Origin of the sequence: Enterococcus sp. DIV2371 (assembly GCF_050498525.1) — a bacterium.
Taxonomy (GTDB): Bacteria; Bacillota; Bacilli; order Lactobacillales; family Enterococcaceae; genus Enterococcus_B; species Enterococcus_B mangumiae.
Genome location: NZ_JBIPAJ010000001.1, coordinates 1,216,320 through 1,234,598 on the forward strand (window position 1 = coordinate 1,216,320; position 18,279 = coordinate 1,234,598).

General features: G+C 37.9%; 20 protein-coding genes. 16 read left to right on the forward strand and 4 right to left on the reverse strand.

Features of this window, described 5'->3' with window-relative positions:
* Nucleotides 1–105: 105 nt before the first annotated feature.
* On the reverse strand, nucleotides 106–987 hold the full coding sequence (locus IGL24_RS05710) for a YitT family protein (protein WP_207700363.1): 882 nt from the start codon (nucleotides 985–987) through the stop codon (nucleotides 106–108).
* Between the two features lie 239 nt (nucleotides 988–1,226).
* Between IGL24_RS05710 and IGL24_RS05715 the strand changes: the two genes are divergently transcribed.
* From IGL24_RS05715 to IGL24_RS05790, 16 genes are all read left to right on the forward strand, one after another.
* On the forward strand, nucleotides 1,227–1,598 hold the full coding sequence (locus IGL24_RS05715) for a nucleotide pyrophosphohydrolase (RefSeq protein WP_206857571.1): 372 nt from the start codon (nucleotides 1,227–1,229) through the stop codon (nucleotides 1,596–1,598).
* A complete protein-coding gene (locus IGL24_RS05720) occupies nucleotides 1,585–2,790 on the forward strand; it encodes a CCA tRNA nucleotidyltransferase (protein WP_207700362.1) in 1,206 nt (401 codons plus the stop codon). The genes IGL24_RS05715 and IGL24_RS05720 overlap by 14 nt, the downstream gene beginning before the upstream one ends.
* A gap of 215 nt (nucleotides 2,791–3,005) precedes the next feature.
* Nucleotides 3,006–3,461 (forward strand): hypothetical protein, encoded by a 456-nt coding sequence (locus IGL24_RS05725; RefSeq protein WP_010735761.1) that lies wholly within the window; start codon nucleotides 3,006–3,008, stop codon nucleotides 3,459–3,461.
* A 224-nt stretch (nucleotides 3,462–3,685) separates the two neighbouring features.
* The gene (locus tag IGL24_RS05730; protein WP_206857568.1) at nucleotides 3,686–3,961 is read left to right on the forward strand and encodes a hypothetical protein; all 276 of its coding nucleotides are present in this window, start codon (nucleotides 3,686–3,688) and stop codon (nucleotides 3,959–3,961) included.
* 12 nt (nucleotides 3,962–3,973) lie between these two features.
* Nucleotides 3,974–6,070 (forward strand): cation:proton antiporter, encoded by a 2,097-nt coding sequence (locus IGL24_RS05735; RefSeq protein ID WP_207700361.1) that lies wholly within the window; start codon nucleotides 3,974–3,976, stop codon nucleotides 6,068–6,070.
* A 203-nt stretch (nucleotides 6,071–6,273) separates the two neighbouring features.
* Nucleotides 6,274–8,160 (forward strand): ABC-F family ATP-binding cassette domain-containing protein, encoded by a 1,887-nt coding sequence (locus IGL24_RS05740; protein WP_347564946.1) that lies wholly within the window; start codon nucleotides 6,274–6,276, stop codon nucleotides 8,158–8,160.
* An 11-nt stretch (nucleotides 8,161–8,171) separates the two neighbouring features.
* Complete coding sequence (locus tag IGL24_RS05745) at nucleotides 8,172–9,119, forward strand: thymidylate synthase (protein ID WP_207700360.1); 948 nt, start codon at nucleotides 8,172–8,174, stop codon at nucleotides 9,117–9,119.
* A gap of 14 nt (nucleotides 9,120–9,133) precedes the next feature.
* Nucleotides 9,134–9,646 carry a dihydrofolate reductase gene (locus tag IGL24_RS05750; RefSeq protein WP_206857555.1) on the forward strand — a complete coding sequence of 171 codons (513 nt, stop codon included), beginning with the start codon at nucleotides 9,134–9,136 and terminating at the stop codon, nucleotides 9,644–9,646.
* Nucleotides 9,647–9,895: 249 nt separating this feature from the next.
* Nucleotides 9,896–10,738 (forward strand): DegV family protein, encoded by an 843-nt coding sequence (locus IGL24_RS05755; RefSeq protein WP_206857552.1) that lies wholly within the window; start codon nucleotides 9,896–9,898, stop codon nucleotides 10,736–10,738.
* A 247-nt stretch (nucleotides 10,739–10,985) separates the two neighbouring features.
* Nucleotides 10,986–11,882: an SGNH/GDSL hydrolase family protein gene (locus IGL24_RS05760; protein WP_207115915.1), complete on the forward strand. Its 897-nt coding sequence runs from the start codon at nucleotides 10,986–10,988 to the stop codon at nucleotides 11,880–11,882.
* Nucleotides 11,875–12,531, forward strand: a complete 657-nt coding sequence (locus tag IGL24_RS05765) for a YpmS family protein (protein ID WP_207115914.1) — start codon at nucleotides 11,875–11,877, stop codon at nucleotides 12,529–12,531. The genes IGL24_RS05760 and IGL24_RS05765 overlap by 8 nt, the downstream gene beginning before the upstream one ends.
* Nucleotides 12,532–12,562: 31 nt before the next feature.
* Nucleotides 12,563–13,081, forward strand: a complete 519-nt coding sequence (gene msrA / locus IGL24_RS05770) for a peptide-methionine (S)-S-oxide reductase MsrA (protein WP_206857547.1) — start codon at nucleotides 12,563–12,565, stop codon at nucleotides 13,079–13,081.
* Entirely contained in the window at nucleotides 13,078–13,305 is a 228-nt protein-coding gene (locus IGL24_RS05775) for a YozE family protein (RefSeq protein ID WP_206857545.1), read from the forward strand. The genes msrA and IGL24_RS05775 overlap by 4 nt, the downstream gene beginning before the upstream one ends.
* A 258-nt stretch (nucleotides 13,306–13,563) precedes the next feature.
* Entirely contained in the window at nucleotides 13,564–14,115 is a 552-nt protein-coding gene (gene lepB, locus IGL24_RS05780) for a signal peptidase I (RefSeq protein WP_206857543.1), read from the forward strand.
* A gap of 279 nt (nucleotides 14,116–14,394) precedes the next feature.
* A complete protein-coding gene (locus IGL24_RS05785; protein WP_207115912.1) occupies nucleotides 14,395–14,733 on the forward strand; it encodes a hypothetical protein in 339 nt (112 codons plus the stop codon).
* A gap of 72 nt (nucleotides 14,734–14,805) precedes the next feature.
* Entirely contained in the window at nucleotides 14,806–15,390 is a 585-nt protein-coding gene (locus IGL24_RS05790; RefSeq protein ID WP_207115911.1) for a hypothetical protein, read from the forward strand.
* A gap of 221 nt (nucleotides 15,391–15,611) precedes the next feature.
* Here the strand turns inward: IGL24_RS05790 and IGL24_RS05795 are convergent, their stop codons facing one another.
* From IGL24_RS05795 to IGL24_RS05805, 3 genes are all read right to left on the reverse strand, one after another.
* Nucleotides 15,612–16,928: an ISL3 family transposase gene (locus tag IGL24_RS05795; RefSeq protein WP_429966297.1), complete on the reverse strand. Its 1,317-nt coding sequence runs from the start codon at nucleotides 16,926–16,928 to the stop codon at nucleotides 15,612–15,614.
* A gap of 377 nt (nucleotides 16,929–17,305) precedes the next feature.
* Nucleotides 17,306–17,704 carry a VOC family protein gene (locus IGL24_RS05800; RefSeq protein ID WP_207115682.1) on the reverse strand — a complete coding sequence of 133 codons (399 nt, stop codon included), beginning with the start codon at nucleotides 17,702–17,704 and terminating at the stop codon, nucleotides 17,306–17,308.
* A gap of 87 nt (nucleotides 17,705–17,791) precedes the next feature.
* Nucleotides 17,792–18,271 (reverse strand): hypothetical protein, encoded by a 480-nt coding sequence (locus tag IGL24_RS05805; protein WP_207115681.1) that lies wholly within the window; start codon nucleotides 18,269–18,271, stop codon nucleotides 17,792–17,794.
* Nucleotides 18,272–18,279: the final 8 nt, after the last annotated feature.

Genomic DNA, 18,279 nt, shown 5'->3' on the forward strand with positions numbered 1-18,279 from the left:
AAAAAGCTACTATCTTAATGGTCAAGATAGTAGCTTTTCTGTTTGATATAAAAATATTATTAGTCTCATATGCAACTTTTGATCAGAAAATAAAAGCTATAGGGTTTAATTCATCATTTTTTTAAACCGCTTTGTCTGGGGCTTGAGATACGTAAAACCTTCTCCTTCGACTTCATGAACATTCAAGACCGAAAGAAAGGCATGTTCATCTATTTCATTGATGATACGTTTCACTTCGTTCAATTCTCGTGAACTAACGACCATATAGATCATTTTTTTGTCGATACCTGAAAAACCGCCTTCTCCATGTAAAAATGTGACGCCTCGTTGTAGTCCAGTCATCAACAATGGTGCGATTTCTTCGCTTTTATTTGAGACAACCAAAATCCCTTTTGCAGAATAACCGCCGTCAAGAATCGAGTCGATCACGCGGCTAAAAACGTAGGAAACGATCAAGGTATACATCATGCGTTTCAAGTCGATATAAGTTAATGAAGCAAGTAACACCATGACGTCCAAAGCCAGAAGAGAACGTCCCATGGAGATCCCGTGATTTTTTTCGAGGATGCGAGCGATGATATCACTTCCTCCAGTTGTACCACCCATGCGATAGACGATCCCACTGCCGATACCGGCAATCAGCCCGGCAAGTAAGGAGACGATCAGTAAGTCATGTTCTAAGTTGATTTGTAAAGGAATCCTTTGCCAAATCCATAAAAAGACAGAGAGCGAAACAGTACCTAAGACAGTATAGGCGAGTGCGCGTCTGCCTAAGATTTTTCCGCCTAGTAGAATCAAAGGGATATTGATCACCAAAGTAGAATAAGCCGGGTCGATATGAAAAAGAGCACGTAAAATCAATGTGATACCTGAAACTCCGCCTTCTGCTAGATTATTGGCGATGTTTAAATACACTAGTCCAAAAGCATAAATGCTTGTTCCTAAAATAATAAAAAAAACTTCTTTCATCGTTTTCAATGATGTCATCGAATCCCCACTTTCTACTATTTGATATGATTGATCGTGCAACAAGCGACCTTTGACATGAAACGTTCGATCGGGAAATTGGTCTTTTTTATTTTAAATAGAAAGACTAAGTTCGCTTGGCACTAAGAATTTATTAAGTATACCTAACATAATGTAGCACGTATTCTTTGTTTTCACAATTGCACTTCTTGGGGTTTTGCTGTAAAGTTTTTTAGGAAGAGAGGATTGGAGGATTCTTAATGAATGAAGAGCGTTCACTAAAAAGTATGCAGCAAGAAGTCGATGCATACATCCAGCAATTCAAGGTTGGGTACTTTTCGCCATTGGCTCAGATGGCACGGTTAACTGAAGAAGTAGGAGAGTTGGCACGAGAAGTCAACCACTCATATGGAGAAAAGAGCAAAAAAGCGACAGAGCCTAGTAACTCAGTTGCAGAAGAATTAGGCGATGTTTTATTTGTAACAATGATCATGGCGAATTCATTAGATATTGATTTGACAACAGTATTTGAAAAAAATATGGCGAAGTTCAATCAAAGAGACCACCATCGGTTTGCTCGAAAAGATGACGAACAAACTGAAGATAGAAGGAGTAAAAATGAGACTAAGTGAATTACCGATCGAATACCAAAAAGCGATCCCAGTATTAAAAAAAATAGAAGCTGCTGGATTTGAAGCGTACTTTGTGGGTGGCAGTGTGCGTGATACTTTATTAGGTCAAAAAATCCACGACGTCGATATTGCGACGAGTGCTTTTCCAGAAGAAATCAAGCAACTGTTCCCCAAAACGATCGATATCGGGATCGAACATGGCACGGTCCTTGTCTTGCATGAAGAGGAACAGTATGAGATCACGACGTTTCGTACAGAATCAACGTATCAAGATTATCGACGTCCGGATAGCGTTTCATTTGTTCGTACATTAGAAGAGGATCTGAAACGGCGAGATTTTACGATCAATGCGTTTGCGCTGAAAGAGGATGGGGAGATCATTGATTTATTCGATGGCTTAGCTGATTTGGAAAATCAGGTATTACGAGCTGTTGGCCGACCTTTTGAGCGATTCCACGAAGATGCATTACGCATGATGCGTGGCCTTCGTTTTGTTAGTCAATTAGGATTCAAGTTGGAAGCGGAAACCGCCAAGGCGATTGAAGATAATCATGCCTTGTTGGAAAAAATTTCTGTTGAACGAATGAATGTTGAATTTATCAAAATGCTTTTGGGGAATTTTCGGATGAACGGATTGACAGCTTTTGTTGAAACGAAATGTTACATCTATTGTCCGCAATTGAAGGAAGATGGCGAAGGATTATTACGGTTTGCTGATTTACCGTCTGTGCCATTAAAAAAAGAAAGCCAAGCATGGGCGTTACTGCTTAATCAAATCGGTCGTTCAGAGCAAGAGGTAGCACCGTTCTTGAAAGCATGGAAATGTTCAAACCAAATGATCCGTGAGGTACAGCGTTTGGTCAAGGGATTGACGAAACGATTAGAACGGCCTTTGACGCCTTTAGAGATCTATCATCTTGGCAAAGAAGCATCGCTTGATGTGGAAGAATTGATGATCTACTTTGACCAAACACCGGATACAACAACTGTCATCGATAGCTATGAAGCGCTACCGATCAAGTCACTGAGTGAGTTAGCGATCGATGGAAAAGTCCTATTAGCTGCAAGTGAGAAAAAACCAGGGAAATGGGTCAGTGAGGCTTTAGGACTTGCGGAATCAGCTGTGGTGAATAATCAGGTAAAAAATGAAGAGGCTGATTTACTGGCTTACCTGAAAGAGCAACAAGTCTAGTGATTATTTGTTGAGTAAGAGGGGACATGGAAGTTATCTATAGAAGCATCTTTCTTTTATTCAAGATGTTTCCCATGCCCTCCTTTTCTTTTAGATGAGGATTGTTATCAAAAAAGCATGCAGAAAAGCAAACATGAGAGATGACCACTCTTGTTGTTTTATGCTAAACTAGTAATGGAACAGAATATAATGCGTCAAAAAAGGAGATTTTTTTAATGAGCAAAGAAATGACAGCGCTAAAATTTTATTTCCGTAACGGCGAAACATGGACAATCAATCGTCGTCATATCGGCGACCTTTGGATCAAACAAATCACAACAAGTTTTGGCCGTATCAATGGGAGCGAATTTATCGAGATCCATCCATGTGCAGGCTTTAAAATCGAGATTTTCCATGAAGGCGATTCAGTAGCTACTCATGATATCAATCTAGGTGGTTTGGAAATGGGTATGTTCAATCGCGCATTGAAATATGAAGATATCGAACGTATGGAAATCTTGTATCGCAATGGTACACCTGACCTTGTATACTTCCCTTACTTGGACAAAGGAACAGAGGGATTAGATAACCAATACCAATCAACAAAAATCAGTGAAAAAACTGGTAACCTATATATTGTGATCAACCCGGAACAACGTGTTGACGATGTTTACGGTGAGTATTTCGAATAGGATCGCTCATCAATAAAAATAGCACGTACAAAACTTTTGAATAGGTTTTGTACGTGCTTTTCTTCTATTTTTTTAAAATTACAATTGATATTTTATGGTGATTAGACTAGAATGAGCTTCTGGAATCAAAACCAATAAGTAATCGTAAAGGTAGGAAGTTTTTAGTTGCATTCTAAAAACATTTTGCTATAATTGGTGCAGTTTGAATATAGGAGATCTTGAAAATGAGAGAAAGTTTTGAAGAACAAAAAAAACGGTTGGTAGATCATTATGGTTCTTTTTCAATGGAAGATCGTCGTCAAATCTTGTGTAAATTACGTAAAAGAAATATTTTGATGTATCGTCAATTGGAACGTTTGAAACATGACTTGTTACGCTTGGAGTCTAAACGTGTGCAATGTGAATTAGATGGACGAGTGACTCAAGCTGAAGTTGTAGAAAGTAAAATTTTAAAGAAAAAAGAGCAATATTTGAAAGTTCTTGCACAAAATAAAAAATAAAGGGGATCAAGCATGGAATTTGCAGAGTTAGTGATTGTCTTTGCAGTCACGATCACGCTATCCAATATAGCAAGTCGTATCTTGCCGATGATCCCTGCACCACTGATCCAAATATTTCTTGGCGTGGTCTTAGGATTGACCGAATGGGGTGAATCCATTAATTTTGAACCCGAGTTATTTTTAGTGATGATTATCGCCCCCTTACTTTTTAGAGAAGGAGAAAAAGCAGATATCGCTTCGATCTTGAAAAATTTCGATACGATATTATTTCTAGCTTTTGGTAGCGTGATCTTGACTTTGATTGGCGTTGGAGCAACGTTGTCCTTTCTGTTACCAAGTATTCCTTTAGCCGCTTGTTTTGCTTTTGGTGCGGCGTTAGGTCCGACAGATGCGGTCGCAGTCAGTTCGCTTTCTACGCGCGTGAACATTCCGAAAAAAGCGATGCATATTTTAGAAGGTGAAGGGTTACTGAATGATGCTTCTGGTGTAACAGCCTTCCAATTTGCTTTAGCTGCTTTGATCACGGGATCGTTTTCTGCGGTAAATGCAGGCGTGACATTGATCTTATCAAGTATTGGCGGGGCAGTTGTCGGCTTTTTACTTGTATGGGTGAAAAGAAAGATCATTGGTTTGATCGAGAAGGCTTCTGCACGCGACGTGACTGGTTACTTATTGATTGAATTGTTGTTACCTTTCTTAGCGTATGTTTTAGCCGAAGTCTTTCATGTTTCAGGAATTATTGCAGCAGTGGTTGCAGGGGTATTGCAAGCCTCAGGATTTAAAAAAATATCGGTGTTTGATGCGGAGTTATCAACGTTGTCGAATAGTACCTGGACAACGATCGCCTTCACATTGAATGCGCTGGTATTTATCTTTTTAGGAATCGAACTAACACAAGTCTTTACGCCAGTTTGGGGAGATGGCTTATATCCGAATCACTTGTTGTTGATGATCATCTTATTGATCTCGATCATGTTGTTCGTCATTCGCTTTGTTTCGATCAGTTTGTTTTACATGTTCAAAGGCGGCTTTAAAAGCTTCAAAAAACAATTGAATGAAGTCTTGATTTTAACTTTTGGCGGGGTAAAAGGAACAGTCAGTTTAGCAACTATTTTCATTTTGCCATTCACGATCAATCAAATGGCATTTAATCAACGTTCATTACTCTTGTTTTTAACTGCGGGAGTTATTTTAGTGACATTGATCATTGGAATCATCGTGTTGCCAATGTTGACTGAAACAGAAGAAGCAGCAACGACTGACTTAAAAGCATTGATGATCTTAGAAGAAGTCATTGAAACATTACGTGTCGAAAAAGAAGCGGAAGAACCAGGATCAAAAGAATATTTAGCGATAGAAGCAGTGATCGAGACCTATCAGGAAAGAATCAGTGAACTTTATTTATCTGATTTAAGTGGGGACGAGAAACAAGAAGTACAAGAAATCCAAGCATTGATTTTATCCATTGAACGAGATGGGTTGGATGAACGTTATCGTTCTGGTAAGCTGTCTTCCAATGGTTATCGTTTTTATTCAAGATTTCTTGCAAATTTCGAGCATTCGATCACGAGCCAAATATTGTCGTTCATTGGTTTTTGGTTCATTGTTGTACGCAGATTGATGCGTATCGTTCTTCATCCTAAGATGTTTTGGCAAAGACGTCAAACCGATCGGCAAACGATGATCTCAGAAAAAGATATTCAAGAAATCCGAGAGACGTATCAAAAGAATACACAATTGATCATCGAAAGTTTAGAGAATCTTACGGACGTGTACGATGATACGATGATTGGGTTCTTTATCGAACAAAGAAAAGCTCAAGGCATTCGGATGATGAGTGGCAACTTGATTTCCACTTGGATGATCCAACAAGATCGGTTATTTACGAAAAAACTATTAAGAGGCTATTATTTAGAAAGAAAAGTGATTGATGAATATGAAGTAGCAGAAACGATCACGACTTTTTCTGCGAATGAGTACAGAAGAAATATCAATCTGTTGGAGTCTTATACCATGAATCAGCCAACAGAACGTTTTTCATTCCGATTTGCTTTTCAAGCGAAAGCCAAAAAACTTCAATTAAAACAAGATCAAGAGAGGAAGCTGTGACAAAACACAGCGCCTCTTTTTTTGCTGAAAATGTGACAGAAAAAAGGTTGAACTGGGCGCTTCTGTAATCTAGTTTATTCGGTTTTAAATAGGGAGAGAGGACGAATGTCTCCGACTAAATCAAAAAATAGAATAATCGAAAAAAAAATTATCTTTTATCCAATTGATTTATGTTACAATATCCAAGATAAGGGGGAGTACTGGTGAAAGAGCTAAAAATAACTGACCTCAAAAAAACATATGGAGAAAAAGAGTTATTCAATCAGATTTCCTTTTTGATCCATGAACATGATCGTATTGGTTTGATTGGCACCAACGGAACTGGTAAAACAAGTCTTTTGAATATTATTGCTGGACTTGACAGTGGAGATGGTGATCAACAGACTGTTTTTTATCCAAATGATTACCGTATCGGATATTTGTCGCAAACCGACTCTTTTTCAGAAGATGATACGGTCCTACAAGCTGTTTTTCAGGGCAATAGCCCGTTGATCCAAACCGTTCGACTCTATGAGGAAGCGTTGATTGCATTAGCTGAAAATGGTGATGATGAAGCAGTCCAAAGACGATACGCATTGGCAGAAGAGCGAATGAATAAAGACGATGCTTGGACAACGGATACGAATGCCAAGATCATTTTACAAAAATTAGGGATCAACCAATTAGAAAAGAAGATCGGAGAGCTTTCGGGTGGGCAAAAAAAGCGTGTCAGCTTAGCACAAGTCTTGATCGATGAACCGGATCTTTTGTTACTTGATGAGCCGACGAACCACTTAGATTATGCAGCAATCGAATGGTTGGAATCGTATTTGAAACAATATCGTGGGGCCTTATTGATGGTGACCCATGATCGTTATTTCTTAGATCGTGTGACAAATCGGATCTTTGAACTTGCCTTTGGAAATCTTTATGAATACAAAGGCAATTATGAAGCCTACCTTATAGAAAAAGCCGAGCGAGATCGTGTCGAAGTTGAACAAGAAGAAAAGCGTAAACGGTTATATAAGCAAGAGCTTTCTTGGATGCGTGCGGGTGTACAAGCTCGTGGCACGAAACAGCAAGCACGTATCAATCGCTTTGAAGACTTAAAAGAGAACTTATATCAAGTCAATCATGACACAGATATTGAATTAAATATCGCCACACAGCGTTTAGGGAAAAAAGTGATCGAAATCAAGGATGGTTCCTATTCGATCGAGGGAAAACCATTGCTCCAACACTTAGATTTATTGATCCAATCGCGCGAACGGTTAGGGATCACTGGAGAAAACGGCGCAGGGAAATCGACGCTGTTGAATATCTTAGCAGGAAAATTAGCTTTAGATAGTGGCAGCTATTCGATCGGTGAAACGGTGCGATTAGCCTACTATACGCAAGAAAATGAGAAGATGTCTCCAGATAAACGGATGATTGCTTATTTACAAGAAGCGGCAGAAGAAGTCCAAACAGCTGATGGGACGCAAATTGGTGTCGCTGAACTATTGGAGCGCTTCTTGTTCCCTAGATTCATGCACGGAACATTGATCCGGAAGCTATCAGGTGGAGAAAAACGCCGCTTGTATTTACTCAAATTATTGATCCAGCAACCGAATGTTTTGTTGCTAGATGAACCGACAAATGATTTGGACATTGCCACCTTGACGATTTTGGAAGATTATTTCCGCACGTTCCCAGGGGCAGTCATCACTGTTTCCCATGACCGTTATTTCTTGGATAAGGTAGTTGATAAACTACTAGTCTTTCAAGGGAATGGCAAACAAGAGCTTTACTATGGCGACATGTCGAGCTACTTAGTCAAACGTAAAGAAGACCAACAAGCGCAACCGGAAAAAGTCAAAGTGAAGATCGAAGAAAAAAAATCTGAGCCAAAGAAAAAACTTTCTTATATGGAACAAAAAGAATGGGCAACGATCGAAGATGATATTGCAGAACTAGAAAATCGTTTGGATGAATTACAAGAAGAAATGAACCATCAATGTGATGATTTCACACGTTTGCAAGAGTTACAAAAAGAAGTGACCAAAACTGAGGAAATGCTGGAAGAAAAAATGTCACGTTGGGAATATTTAAGTGAATGGGCAGATAATTAGGAGGGCATAAGATGGAGCAAGCATATCTTGAACTAGGTGAAAAGTTGTTATCTGAAGGACATGTAAAAGGTGATCGTACGGGGACTGGAACATTGAGTTTATTTGGTTATCAAATGCGGTTTGACCTTCAAAAGGGCTTCCCTTTATTAACGACAAAGCGTGTTCCTTTTGGCTTGATCAAAAGTGAACTGTTATGGTTTTTAAAAGGAGATACGAATATCCGCTATCTTTTACAAAATAATAACCATATCTGGGATGAATGGGCATTTGAGCGCTATATCAAAAGCGAGGACTATCAAGGGCCGGACATGACAGATTTTGGTCATCGCAGTTTGTCTGATCCAGAATTCAATAAAGTGTATCAGGAAGAAAGCAAGAAGTTTTGTGAAAAAATCGTCGAAGATGAAGATTTTGCAGCGAAATATGGTGATCTTGGTCATATTTACGGGTATCAATGGCGCCATTGGGAAACGAAAGAAGGCAGTTTCATCGATCAAATCAAAGAAGTGATCGAAGCAATCAAGAAAACACCTGATTCAAGAAGATTGATCGTTTCAGCTTGGAATCCAGAAGATGTGCCAACGATGGCTTTACCGCCTTGTCACACGATGTTCCAGTTTTATGTGAATGACAACAAATTGAGCTGTCAATTGTACCAACGCAGTGGTGATGTATTTTTAGGTGTGCCGTTCAATATTGCTAGCTATGCTTTACTGACACATCTGATTGCGCATGAAACTGGGTTAGAAGTCGGTGAATTTATCCATACTTTAGGCGATGCTCATCTTTATTCAAATCATGTAGAACAAATGAAAGAGCAATTATCTCGAGAAGTTCGTTCGTTTCCGACACTTATATTGAATACAGAAAAGGATTCTGTGTTCGATTTTGAAATGGATGATATCAAAGTTGAAGGATATGAGCCGCATCCTTCAATCAAGGCACCTATCGCGGTCTAAGAAAGGATGAGAAGATGTTCGCTGCAATCTGGGCACAGGATGAAAATGGTCTGATTGGAAAAGAAGACAAACTTCCATGGCATTTGCCGAATGATTTAAAATTTTTTAAGCAAATGACCGAAGCGAATGTATTGATCATGGGACGAAAAACATTTATGGGGATGGGCGGTAGACCATTACCCAATCGTAAAACGATTGTTTTGACTAGGGACCGTGAATTTACAGCTGAGGGCGTACAAGTGATGCATGATGTCAATGAAGTATTAGCGTATGAAAAAGAAGCAGATGGGATTTTATTCGTTGCTGGAGGATCAGCAATCTATGAAGAATTCTTACCATACTGCACGATTTTATATCGGACAGTGATCCATCATTCTTTCGAAGGAGATACGTATTTTCCTGCCGTTGACTGGGAAGCTTGGTCATTGATCAACATCAGTCCGGGAGAAATCGACGAAAAAAATAGTTATGCGCATCAGTTCGAGACGTATAAACGAAAAGAAGAACACGCAGCTGAAGAGATGTAGCATCTCCTCGCATTTATCGATATAAGCGGCAGCAACCGAGAAAGATTTTCATTCATCTAGGTTGCTGCCGCTTTTTTCATTCGACTAAAAAGAAGGTGGATTTTTGGTTTCGCACGGTTATTTCTCACAGCTGCCTACTTCTGTCACAACCTTATCGAATTTGATGAAAAAACAGAAGTTCTTTGGTATACTGGAAGAGGACCTGCCTGAAAAATGCTAGGCACTTTGTGAAAGAAAGAGTGTGAAATAATGACAAACGTAAAAATAGTAACAGATTCTTCTTGTACAATGGAAAAAGCAGTACGAGATCATTTGAACATCCATGTTATGCCATTATCAATAATGATCGATGGTGTTGTATATCCTGATGACGATCAATTAGGCGGAGAGAAATTTATGGAAATGATGGCGAAGTCAAAGGCATTGCCTAAAACAAGCCAACCGCCGATCGGAGAATTTATCTCAACTTATGACGAATTAGGTCAAGACGGGAGTGAAGTGATCTCTATCCATATGACTAAAGGTCTAAGTGGAACGGTTGAAGCAGCAAGACAAGCGAGCAACTTAACAAAAACAAAAGTAACAGTCATCGATAGTGACACGACAGACCAAGGATTATCATTCCAAGTGATCCGCGCGGCTGAAATGGCAAAAGAAGGAAAGTCAGCGGAAGAGATTCTTGCTGAAATCGAGAAGATCAAAAATAATACAAAGCTTTATATCGGTATTTCTACATTGGATAACTTGGTGAAAGGTGGACGTATCAGTCGTGCAACTGGGTTATTATCAAGTATGTTGAATATTCGTGTCGTAATGAATTTTGCTCATTCAGAGTTGATTCCTGTGACAAAAGGTCGTGGGAAAAAGACTTTCGACAAGTGGTTCGAAAGCTTGAAAAAAGAACTGAAGGCTTTGCCAAACGTTCGCCAAATCGGTATCTCTCATGCAGGAGCAAAAGAGCTTGCACGTGAATTCGAAGAGGGATTGAAAGAATTGTTCCCCGATATGGATATCCCCGTATTGCATACAAATCCAGTGATTGCTACCCATACAGGGGAAAATGCTTTCGCAATCATGTATTACGTTGATTGATGGAAGGTAAAAAAGCATAAAGGGACAGATCATTAAAAGACAGACAATTTTGTTTTTTAATGATCTGTATTTTCTAATTTGTCCGAGCGATAACAGTATATGAAAAGGAAGAGGCAACTGAAAGATTTAACAGACTGCGCTTCCTTTGGCAAATGAGAAACAAGCTCTTTCTTTTTTCAGAAAAGGGCTATTTTTTTAATCGAATTTTTGGTAATATAAGTAACAATCATGGTCTAGAGGTGAAAGAATGAAACGAAACAATCAACGATTGATGATCGTTTTGATTCCTTTATTGACCGCAGTTTTTCTGTTTGTCGGACTATCTTTGAGTGTGCCCAAAGCTCAGCCTTTGTTAAAGCCGGCAGCATCGGTGACTTCTGAATCGAATCAAAAAGACAAGCTACACTATGTCGCTATCGGCGATTCGTTGACAGAAGGCGTAGGTGACCAAACGAAACAAGGTGGTTTTGTTCCGTTAGTCGCAAATGATATCAAAGACAGATATGGTTTGACAGCCATTGAAATTGAAAACTACGGGGTAAATGGAGAACGAAGCGATCAAATTTTAAAAAGACTGAAAAAAAATGAAGAGATAAAAAGCAATATCGAAACAGCAGACATCATTACTTTGACTGTTGGTGGGAATGATTTAATGAAAGTGATCCAAAACAATCTTTTTGGTATCAGTATTGACTCATTCGATAAACCAATCAAGAAGTATCAAGAAAATGTCAAAGAAATCATTGAAGAGATCCGTTCATTGAATAAACAAGTACCGATCTATATTTTAGGGATCTACAATCCTTTTTATTTGAATTTCCCTGAGATCACGGACATGCAAACGATCGTGGATAATTGGAATGAAGGAACACAACAAGTAGTAGATGAGTCCGCGAATAGCTATTTTATCCCCATCAATGATTTACTGTATCAAGGGTTGAATCAAGAGGTTGGTATCACGGAAGCTTCGGATCAGACAACTTCAAGTGATAGCTCTAGCGGGACCAGAAATAATGTATTATATGAGGAAGATCATTTTCATCCTAATAACTTAGGTTATCAATTGATGGCTAATGCCGTAAGAGATCAATTGATCGAAACGCATGAAAAATGGCTGGTCAAGGGAGGAAACACGGATGGATAAACGAAGTGCGACAGGTGAAACACCAAAAAAGCGTAACCATTGGAAATACGCATTTTTGATCTTATTAGGCGTTATTATCGGTTCAACGATATTTTTAGGTACACGGATCTTTGCCAATCGCGAACCTGATTTGCCAGAAGTGCCAGCGATCACGGAAAGACAAGGCGATCCAGTATTAACAATCAATACACAAAAAGAAAAAGTCAATCAACTTATCAGCTTTTTCTTGACCGATTTTCAAGAAGGGCAAGATATCAAGTACAAATTTTATTTAGAAAATGAAGCATTACTTAATGGAACATTTGAAGTGTTAGGATTTCCGATTGATTTTTACTTGTATTTTGATCCTTATGTAATGGAAAATGGCAATGTTCAGTTAAAAGCAAAAAGCTTATCGATCGGTACGTTGAATTTACCGATCAGAGATGTGATGAATATGATCAAACGAAATTACAAACTACCTGAATGGATCGAGATCAATACGGAAGACTTAACGATCATGTTGCGCTTAGACCAATTCCGTATGCAAAACGGAATGTATATCAAAGCGGATAAAATCGACTTAGTGAATGATGATATCCGATTTAGTTTGTATTTACCAAAAGATTCCTCAACGACAGAAGAAACAACTGAATCAAGTACCAATTAAGCGAGATCTTTATTTTAAAGGAGGAATCATCATGGAACGAGCAATATTTGCAGGAGGTTGTTTTTGGTGTATGATCCAACCTTTTGATACATTACCTGGCATCCATACGATCATGTCTGGGTACACTGGAGGGAATGTGCCAAATCCAACATACGAACAAGTGAAAGCTAAAACAACAGGACACACCGAAGCAGTTGAGATCTTGTATGATCCAGCATTGATCTCATACGAAGAATTGCTTGAACTTTATTGGCAACAAACAGATCCGACAGATGCGTTTGGTCAATTTGAAGACCGTGGCGACAATTATCGCCCTGTGATTTTTTATACCACAGAAGAACAACGACAAAAAGCTGAACAAAGCAAGCAACAACTTGCTGAAAGTGGTCGTTTTATTGACCCGATCGTGACAACGATCGAACCAGCTGAGACGTTTTATTTAGCAGAAGAAGAACATCAAGATTACTACAAAAAAAATCCAGAAAATTTTGAGCGTAATCATGCACGTCGGGCGGCATTTATTGCTGCCAACTGGGAGGGGAACGAATGAATCGTAGCTTCTATCACTATCTGATGACTCTTCGTGGCGGAAAACCGACGGATGCACTATCGACTTTTGCGACAGAAGCGGGCAAGGACATCCAGTTTCCCAAACACAGTACAAGTTATGAAGAAATCTCTGATTATTTAGAAATGAATGTTGACTATTTACCCTCTATGGATATCTTTGATACCGCTTGGGATCATTATTTAGAAAATAACCATCCTGCTTAGTAGCTGAACATACGAACTAAGCGATCAAATGGATGTGGTGAGGCAGACAAGTCCTGCTTTGGAAACCAATTTGGCTCGATCAAAACATTGGAAAAAAGATATTTTGATCGAGCCCAAACATTTCCATAAATGGGGGCTTTTGTCTGTCTTTTTTTATACTAGTTTGTGAATGGCTATTGAACCATTCGCTTTTTCTGTATTTATTTTATATAATACTACTAATAGGTTTAGATTTTACGAGGGATGGATTGATTAGCTTTGACAAAAAAGCAACGTTATATTGACCGTTTTTGGTTATTTTTCAAATTTTTACTTTGTTCCATAGTGATTGCCTTTATTTTGCGTGGATTTATTCTGATCCCAGTACCAGTGGAAGGAAACTCAATGGAGAATGTCCTTAAACAAGGAGACATGGTTGTCATGGAAAAGTTTTCAGAAATCCGACGATTTGATGTTGTTGTTTTCCAACTAGCTGATGGAACGATCTATATCAAAAGGGTCATTGGTCTACCCGGAGAAACGATTAGTTATGAGAACGATCAACTAAAAATCGATGGACAACCAATCGAAGAACCCTATTTAAGCAAAAACATCCGCTCAGATCATGAGAGCGCGCCTTACACCACGGATTTCACATTGGAAGAATTGACAGGTTACACTGAATTATCAGAAGATAGCTATTTCGTTCTAGGAGACAACCGTCGAGTCTCAAAAGACAGCCGTTCATTTGGAACAATCGCACGAGAGGATATTTTAGGCAAAGCCAGATTTGTTTATTATCCATTACATGAAATCAAATGGATCAGATAAAAAATGCCGATAGTCATCTTATTGGAATCCAATGAACTAGATAGGGTCTATCGTTTCGGAAAATAAGGCGAAACCATAAAAAGTTGAAAGATGTGATTTTACTGGTTTTCGCCTTATTATAGAAAAATTTTTTTTATAATAAAAAAATCTGTCCTTATTGGGCGTATTTTTTTCTAAATGAAAAAGTAATTATTGTGTGTTAGAAAACATTCAAGAACATCAGATACAAAAGGCAAGTTAATCTCAAGCTCGTATAATAAACGGAAGAGGAGGTTTGCTATGGTGAGAAACGAGGGGGAATCCGGCTACACTTTTATTAAAGGCGAGACTTCTGTTGGGAATATAAAGCATCGTGAAGAGATTGTTTTTGTGATTGAAATTGTAAATCCTATTGAAGAAGATGGGGAAATTAGCACTGAGACAGTAAAATTTGTTTCTCTAAATCCACTGAACAAGATAAGTAGATATATTTATGAAAGAACGATATTAGTGATGATTGATATATTTATTGACGAAGTTTTTTTTGACAGAATTTATATGACAAATGATATTTCTAGAAGAAATTTTGAAGATAAGATTACTGGATTTATTAATAAAAGAAGAGAAATATTTAAATAACTATTTACATTTTAAACGATATTTTTTATAATCTTTTTGTAAGCGTATTCAATAACTTTGAGGAGGTTTTTTATGCGGAGATTATGGTTTTTAAATTCTTTTTTTATTGTTGTTTTAGGTTTAGTAATGCTTGGAGAAAATAAAAGTTATGCAGCGGATATTGAAGATGATAATGCTATTTATTCAGCTCCACTTGTAAAAACGGTTTTAAGCGATGGTAGTATTGAGAACGTTGAATTTTCTTATAGCGGTACTGATGATAAAGGAATTGTATGGTTTTCAGGGACTATTCCAGGTACATATGTAAAGTTGACAGTTGTAGAATCGGTTGGGAATGAACGTGCACTTGTTCCTCTTTTGTTTCATCTTGGCTATCAAGTTGTAAATAGGAATGTTCATATGATTGCACGAGCAGACTCACCTCCAGGAACAAATGCGCAATATTATCGTTTGATCGGAAGTCATTATTCAAGTTTGCCATCACTAAGAAGTTATGACTCAAGAACCAACGGAACTGGTTCAATTACTTGTGGTGGTCGAGATATGGGGACTCATCGAGCTGGCAATCATTTCATCGATACTGAAGGAACAGCGTATGGCTTTAACTTGTTAGGGACTGGGAAATTTTATGCTAGTACTAATATAACTGTCAGGTAAGATAGTTTTAGTTTAATGGATTAGTTATAGTAAACTTACATATGCGAACAGTTGTAAATTCTGAATAATAAGTCTTTCAATAACGATAGTACAATAATCATTAATTTTATGATTATTGTACTATCGTTTTTAATTTAACGTAAAATAAAAGTTTTAAAAATAGGCTCTTCGACAAGTAGTGTTGGTGAGTTCAAATTGAAAGAATTTCATCGTGAATCAATCTAAGCAGAAAGAAGCTTAGATTGATTCTTTTTTGTATTGGATTGGTCTTGAAAAACTAATCCTTGAATCAAGTAAATTCGGTCACGAAAATGGAGAAAGTTACGGTAACCATAAGCAACGCGTTTGATCACCTTGATTTTATTGTTTGTCCCTTCTAACGCCCCGTTACTATAGGGTGTTTGAAAGGCATTCGCGATGCCTGTTCTATATTTATTGAAGAAAGTGAGCTTCTTACGAAACCACTCAGGAAGTTGTGTATCTAAGGTGTTCACCACTTCGAAAAAGTAGTTCGTATCCTTTTGTTTATAATGATAAAGAAGGAGTTGGCAGGTGTCATAAGCCAGCTTCAAGGTGGAATCATAGCTTAGTAGTTCATCGACAATCGCTTTTTCAGTCATTGGTCGCTTAAAGGAATAATCATAACGGTAATGAGAGCTATTTAATAGATAAGAATCCTTTAGAAGCAACTTCCAGAAACGTTTGAATCGTTTGTACTTCAGGCGATCGATCTTGCGATACGTGTTCATGATTTGAATCCGTAAATGGTTCAATGACCGGTGGATATGTTGGATAATATGAAAGCGATCCGTGATAATTTGTGCATGGGGAAAAATACTTTTCGCTAATTCAAAATAAGGAGCGTTCATATCCATGACGATATATTGGACATTTTCTCTTGCTTGACGGGTGTAGCGAGAGAAATAGGTACGTAAATAAGCAAGTTTACGACTTTCAAGAAGACCTAGAATCTGATTGGTTTGGCCATCCATGAAGATAAAGCTCATTTTCCCAACACAAGATTTCATCGCTTTAAATTCATCAAAGCAAAGAACAGAAGGCAAGTAGTCAAAGCAGACTTTCACGTTCTTCACGGCTACTTTCATGATGCGTAAAATCGTTACATCCGATACGAAGTACCGGATGGCAATGTCTTTTCTACTAGAGTTGATCGCTAATTCTGCCATGATTTTTCGTTTCAAGTTGACAGAAATCGAACAATTTCGATCGACTAAAGAAGTTTCAGCGGAGAAAGTTGCGCCACACTCTTTACATAGAAAGCGAGTTTTTTTAAGACTTAAGACAGTTTTGTTTGAACGAATCGGCAGTAATTGAATCGTGGTTTGGTGAGTACCATACTTAATTACTTGTCCTTCGTTTTTAATCCCACATCTTGTACAGCAAGAGGGAGTGTAATCTAAGCGACCATGAATCACATGGGAGGTAATCCCTCCTTCTTTCTTTTCAGAAAGCCAATCTGTAGGGAAAATGATATTTTCATCTGTTAAACCGAGTAATTTTTTAGTATGATAGTCCATGGAGATATCCTTTCTTGATGAGTTGGTTTTGGTCGACTTAATTCTATCAATTTGGATATCTCTTTTACTATCTTTTTTTACAAAAAATAGTGTTAGCAGAAAACAAAATTGTTTTCCACCAACACTAGATATTATAGAACCTAAAAATAAAAGTCAATTATGAGTTAAAAAAAATGACTAAAAAAATATTCAGTTCCTTTATTATATTACCCGAATAGAATCGAACCAAAGAAAGGTAGATTCCTAAAGATAAAATAGATGAATATCAAAAAAGAGCCTAGTTTTGTCGATATAATGAATGATCCACAAAAAGTTAGACTAAAAAAATCTAATTTTTTGAACCGCTATATACATCAAAATAAGGCTCTTCTTCTGTTTTACATATTCATCCACATTGGTTCCAACGTGTTTCCATCGGGATCTTGGACTTCGAGGGAGAACATTTCTTCCTCAGGCATCCCCATATCAACTGTATGGTAGCTACCACCATTTTCTTTTGCGATTTCACCAAAACGTTTGACTTCAGCGGCATTAGCTAAGCTAAAAGCAATCAGTGCGCCACTTGTTTTCTTTGTATCTGCGATATCTTTATCTTTCAAGAATTTTTTGTAAAAGTCATGTGTCAAGAGCATGATCCAAAATGTGTCATTCCAAACCATTGCACTAGCATCCTCAGTTGAAAATTCTTTGTTTTGCTTGAATCCTAGTTTAGTGTAAAATTCGACTGATCGACTAACATCATGTACAGGGAAATTGACAAAAACCATTGTGTCCATTTGATACAGCTCCTTTCAATTTTCCTCTATCATGCGCCGATAAGTAAGCGTTGTCAAAAGATTCAGCTTGGGGAAGAGACTCTTTTCTTACTGGACATATCCAGAAAAAACATAATCAACTGTGCTGTAAAATTCGTAGTAGAATCTTGAATTTCGGTCCGTCATATTTAGGCTACTAGTGATTGTAGAACCAGAGGAAACAAAGTGTGTTTTTAAGACCGCATGGTTCACTGAGTTTCTCATTCGAATTTCCAATGTTCCACGACCTTGGTTATGGAAGTAATAATTATACGTATTCTTACCTAAGATATTGTAGTTAGAATAAAGGTAATATCCGCCACTATAAGTGCCAGACATCGTATTTCTACCTGATGACGCGACATTCCAATTGGCTGTTGGTAAACTGGTACCTCTTGTAAGCGCAGGAGTCAAATTGTACAACATGACCTCCGTTTGCATTTCGACGTTTTCTGGTGGACTCACTAATTCATTGGCAGAAACAGAGGGGCCTATCATTGATCCGTAAAAAAATAAAAGAGGCATTAGTGTTAAGAATAGTTTTCTCATAAATTCTC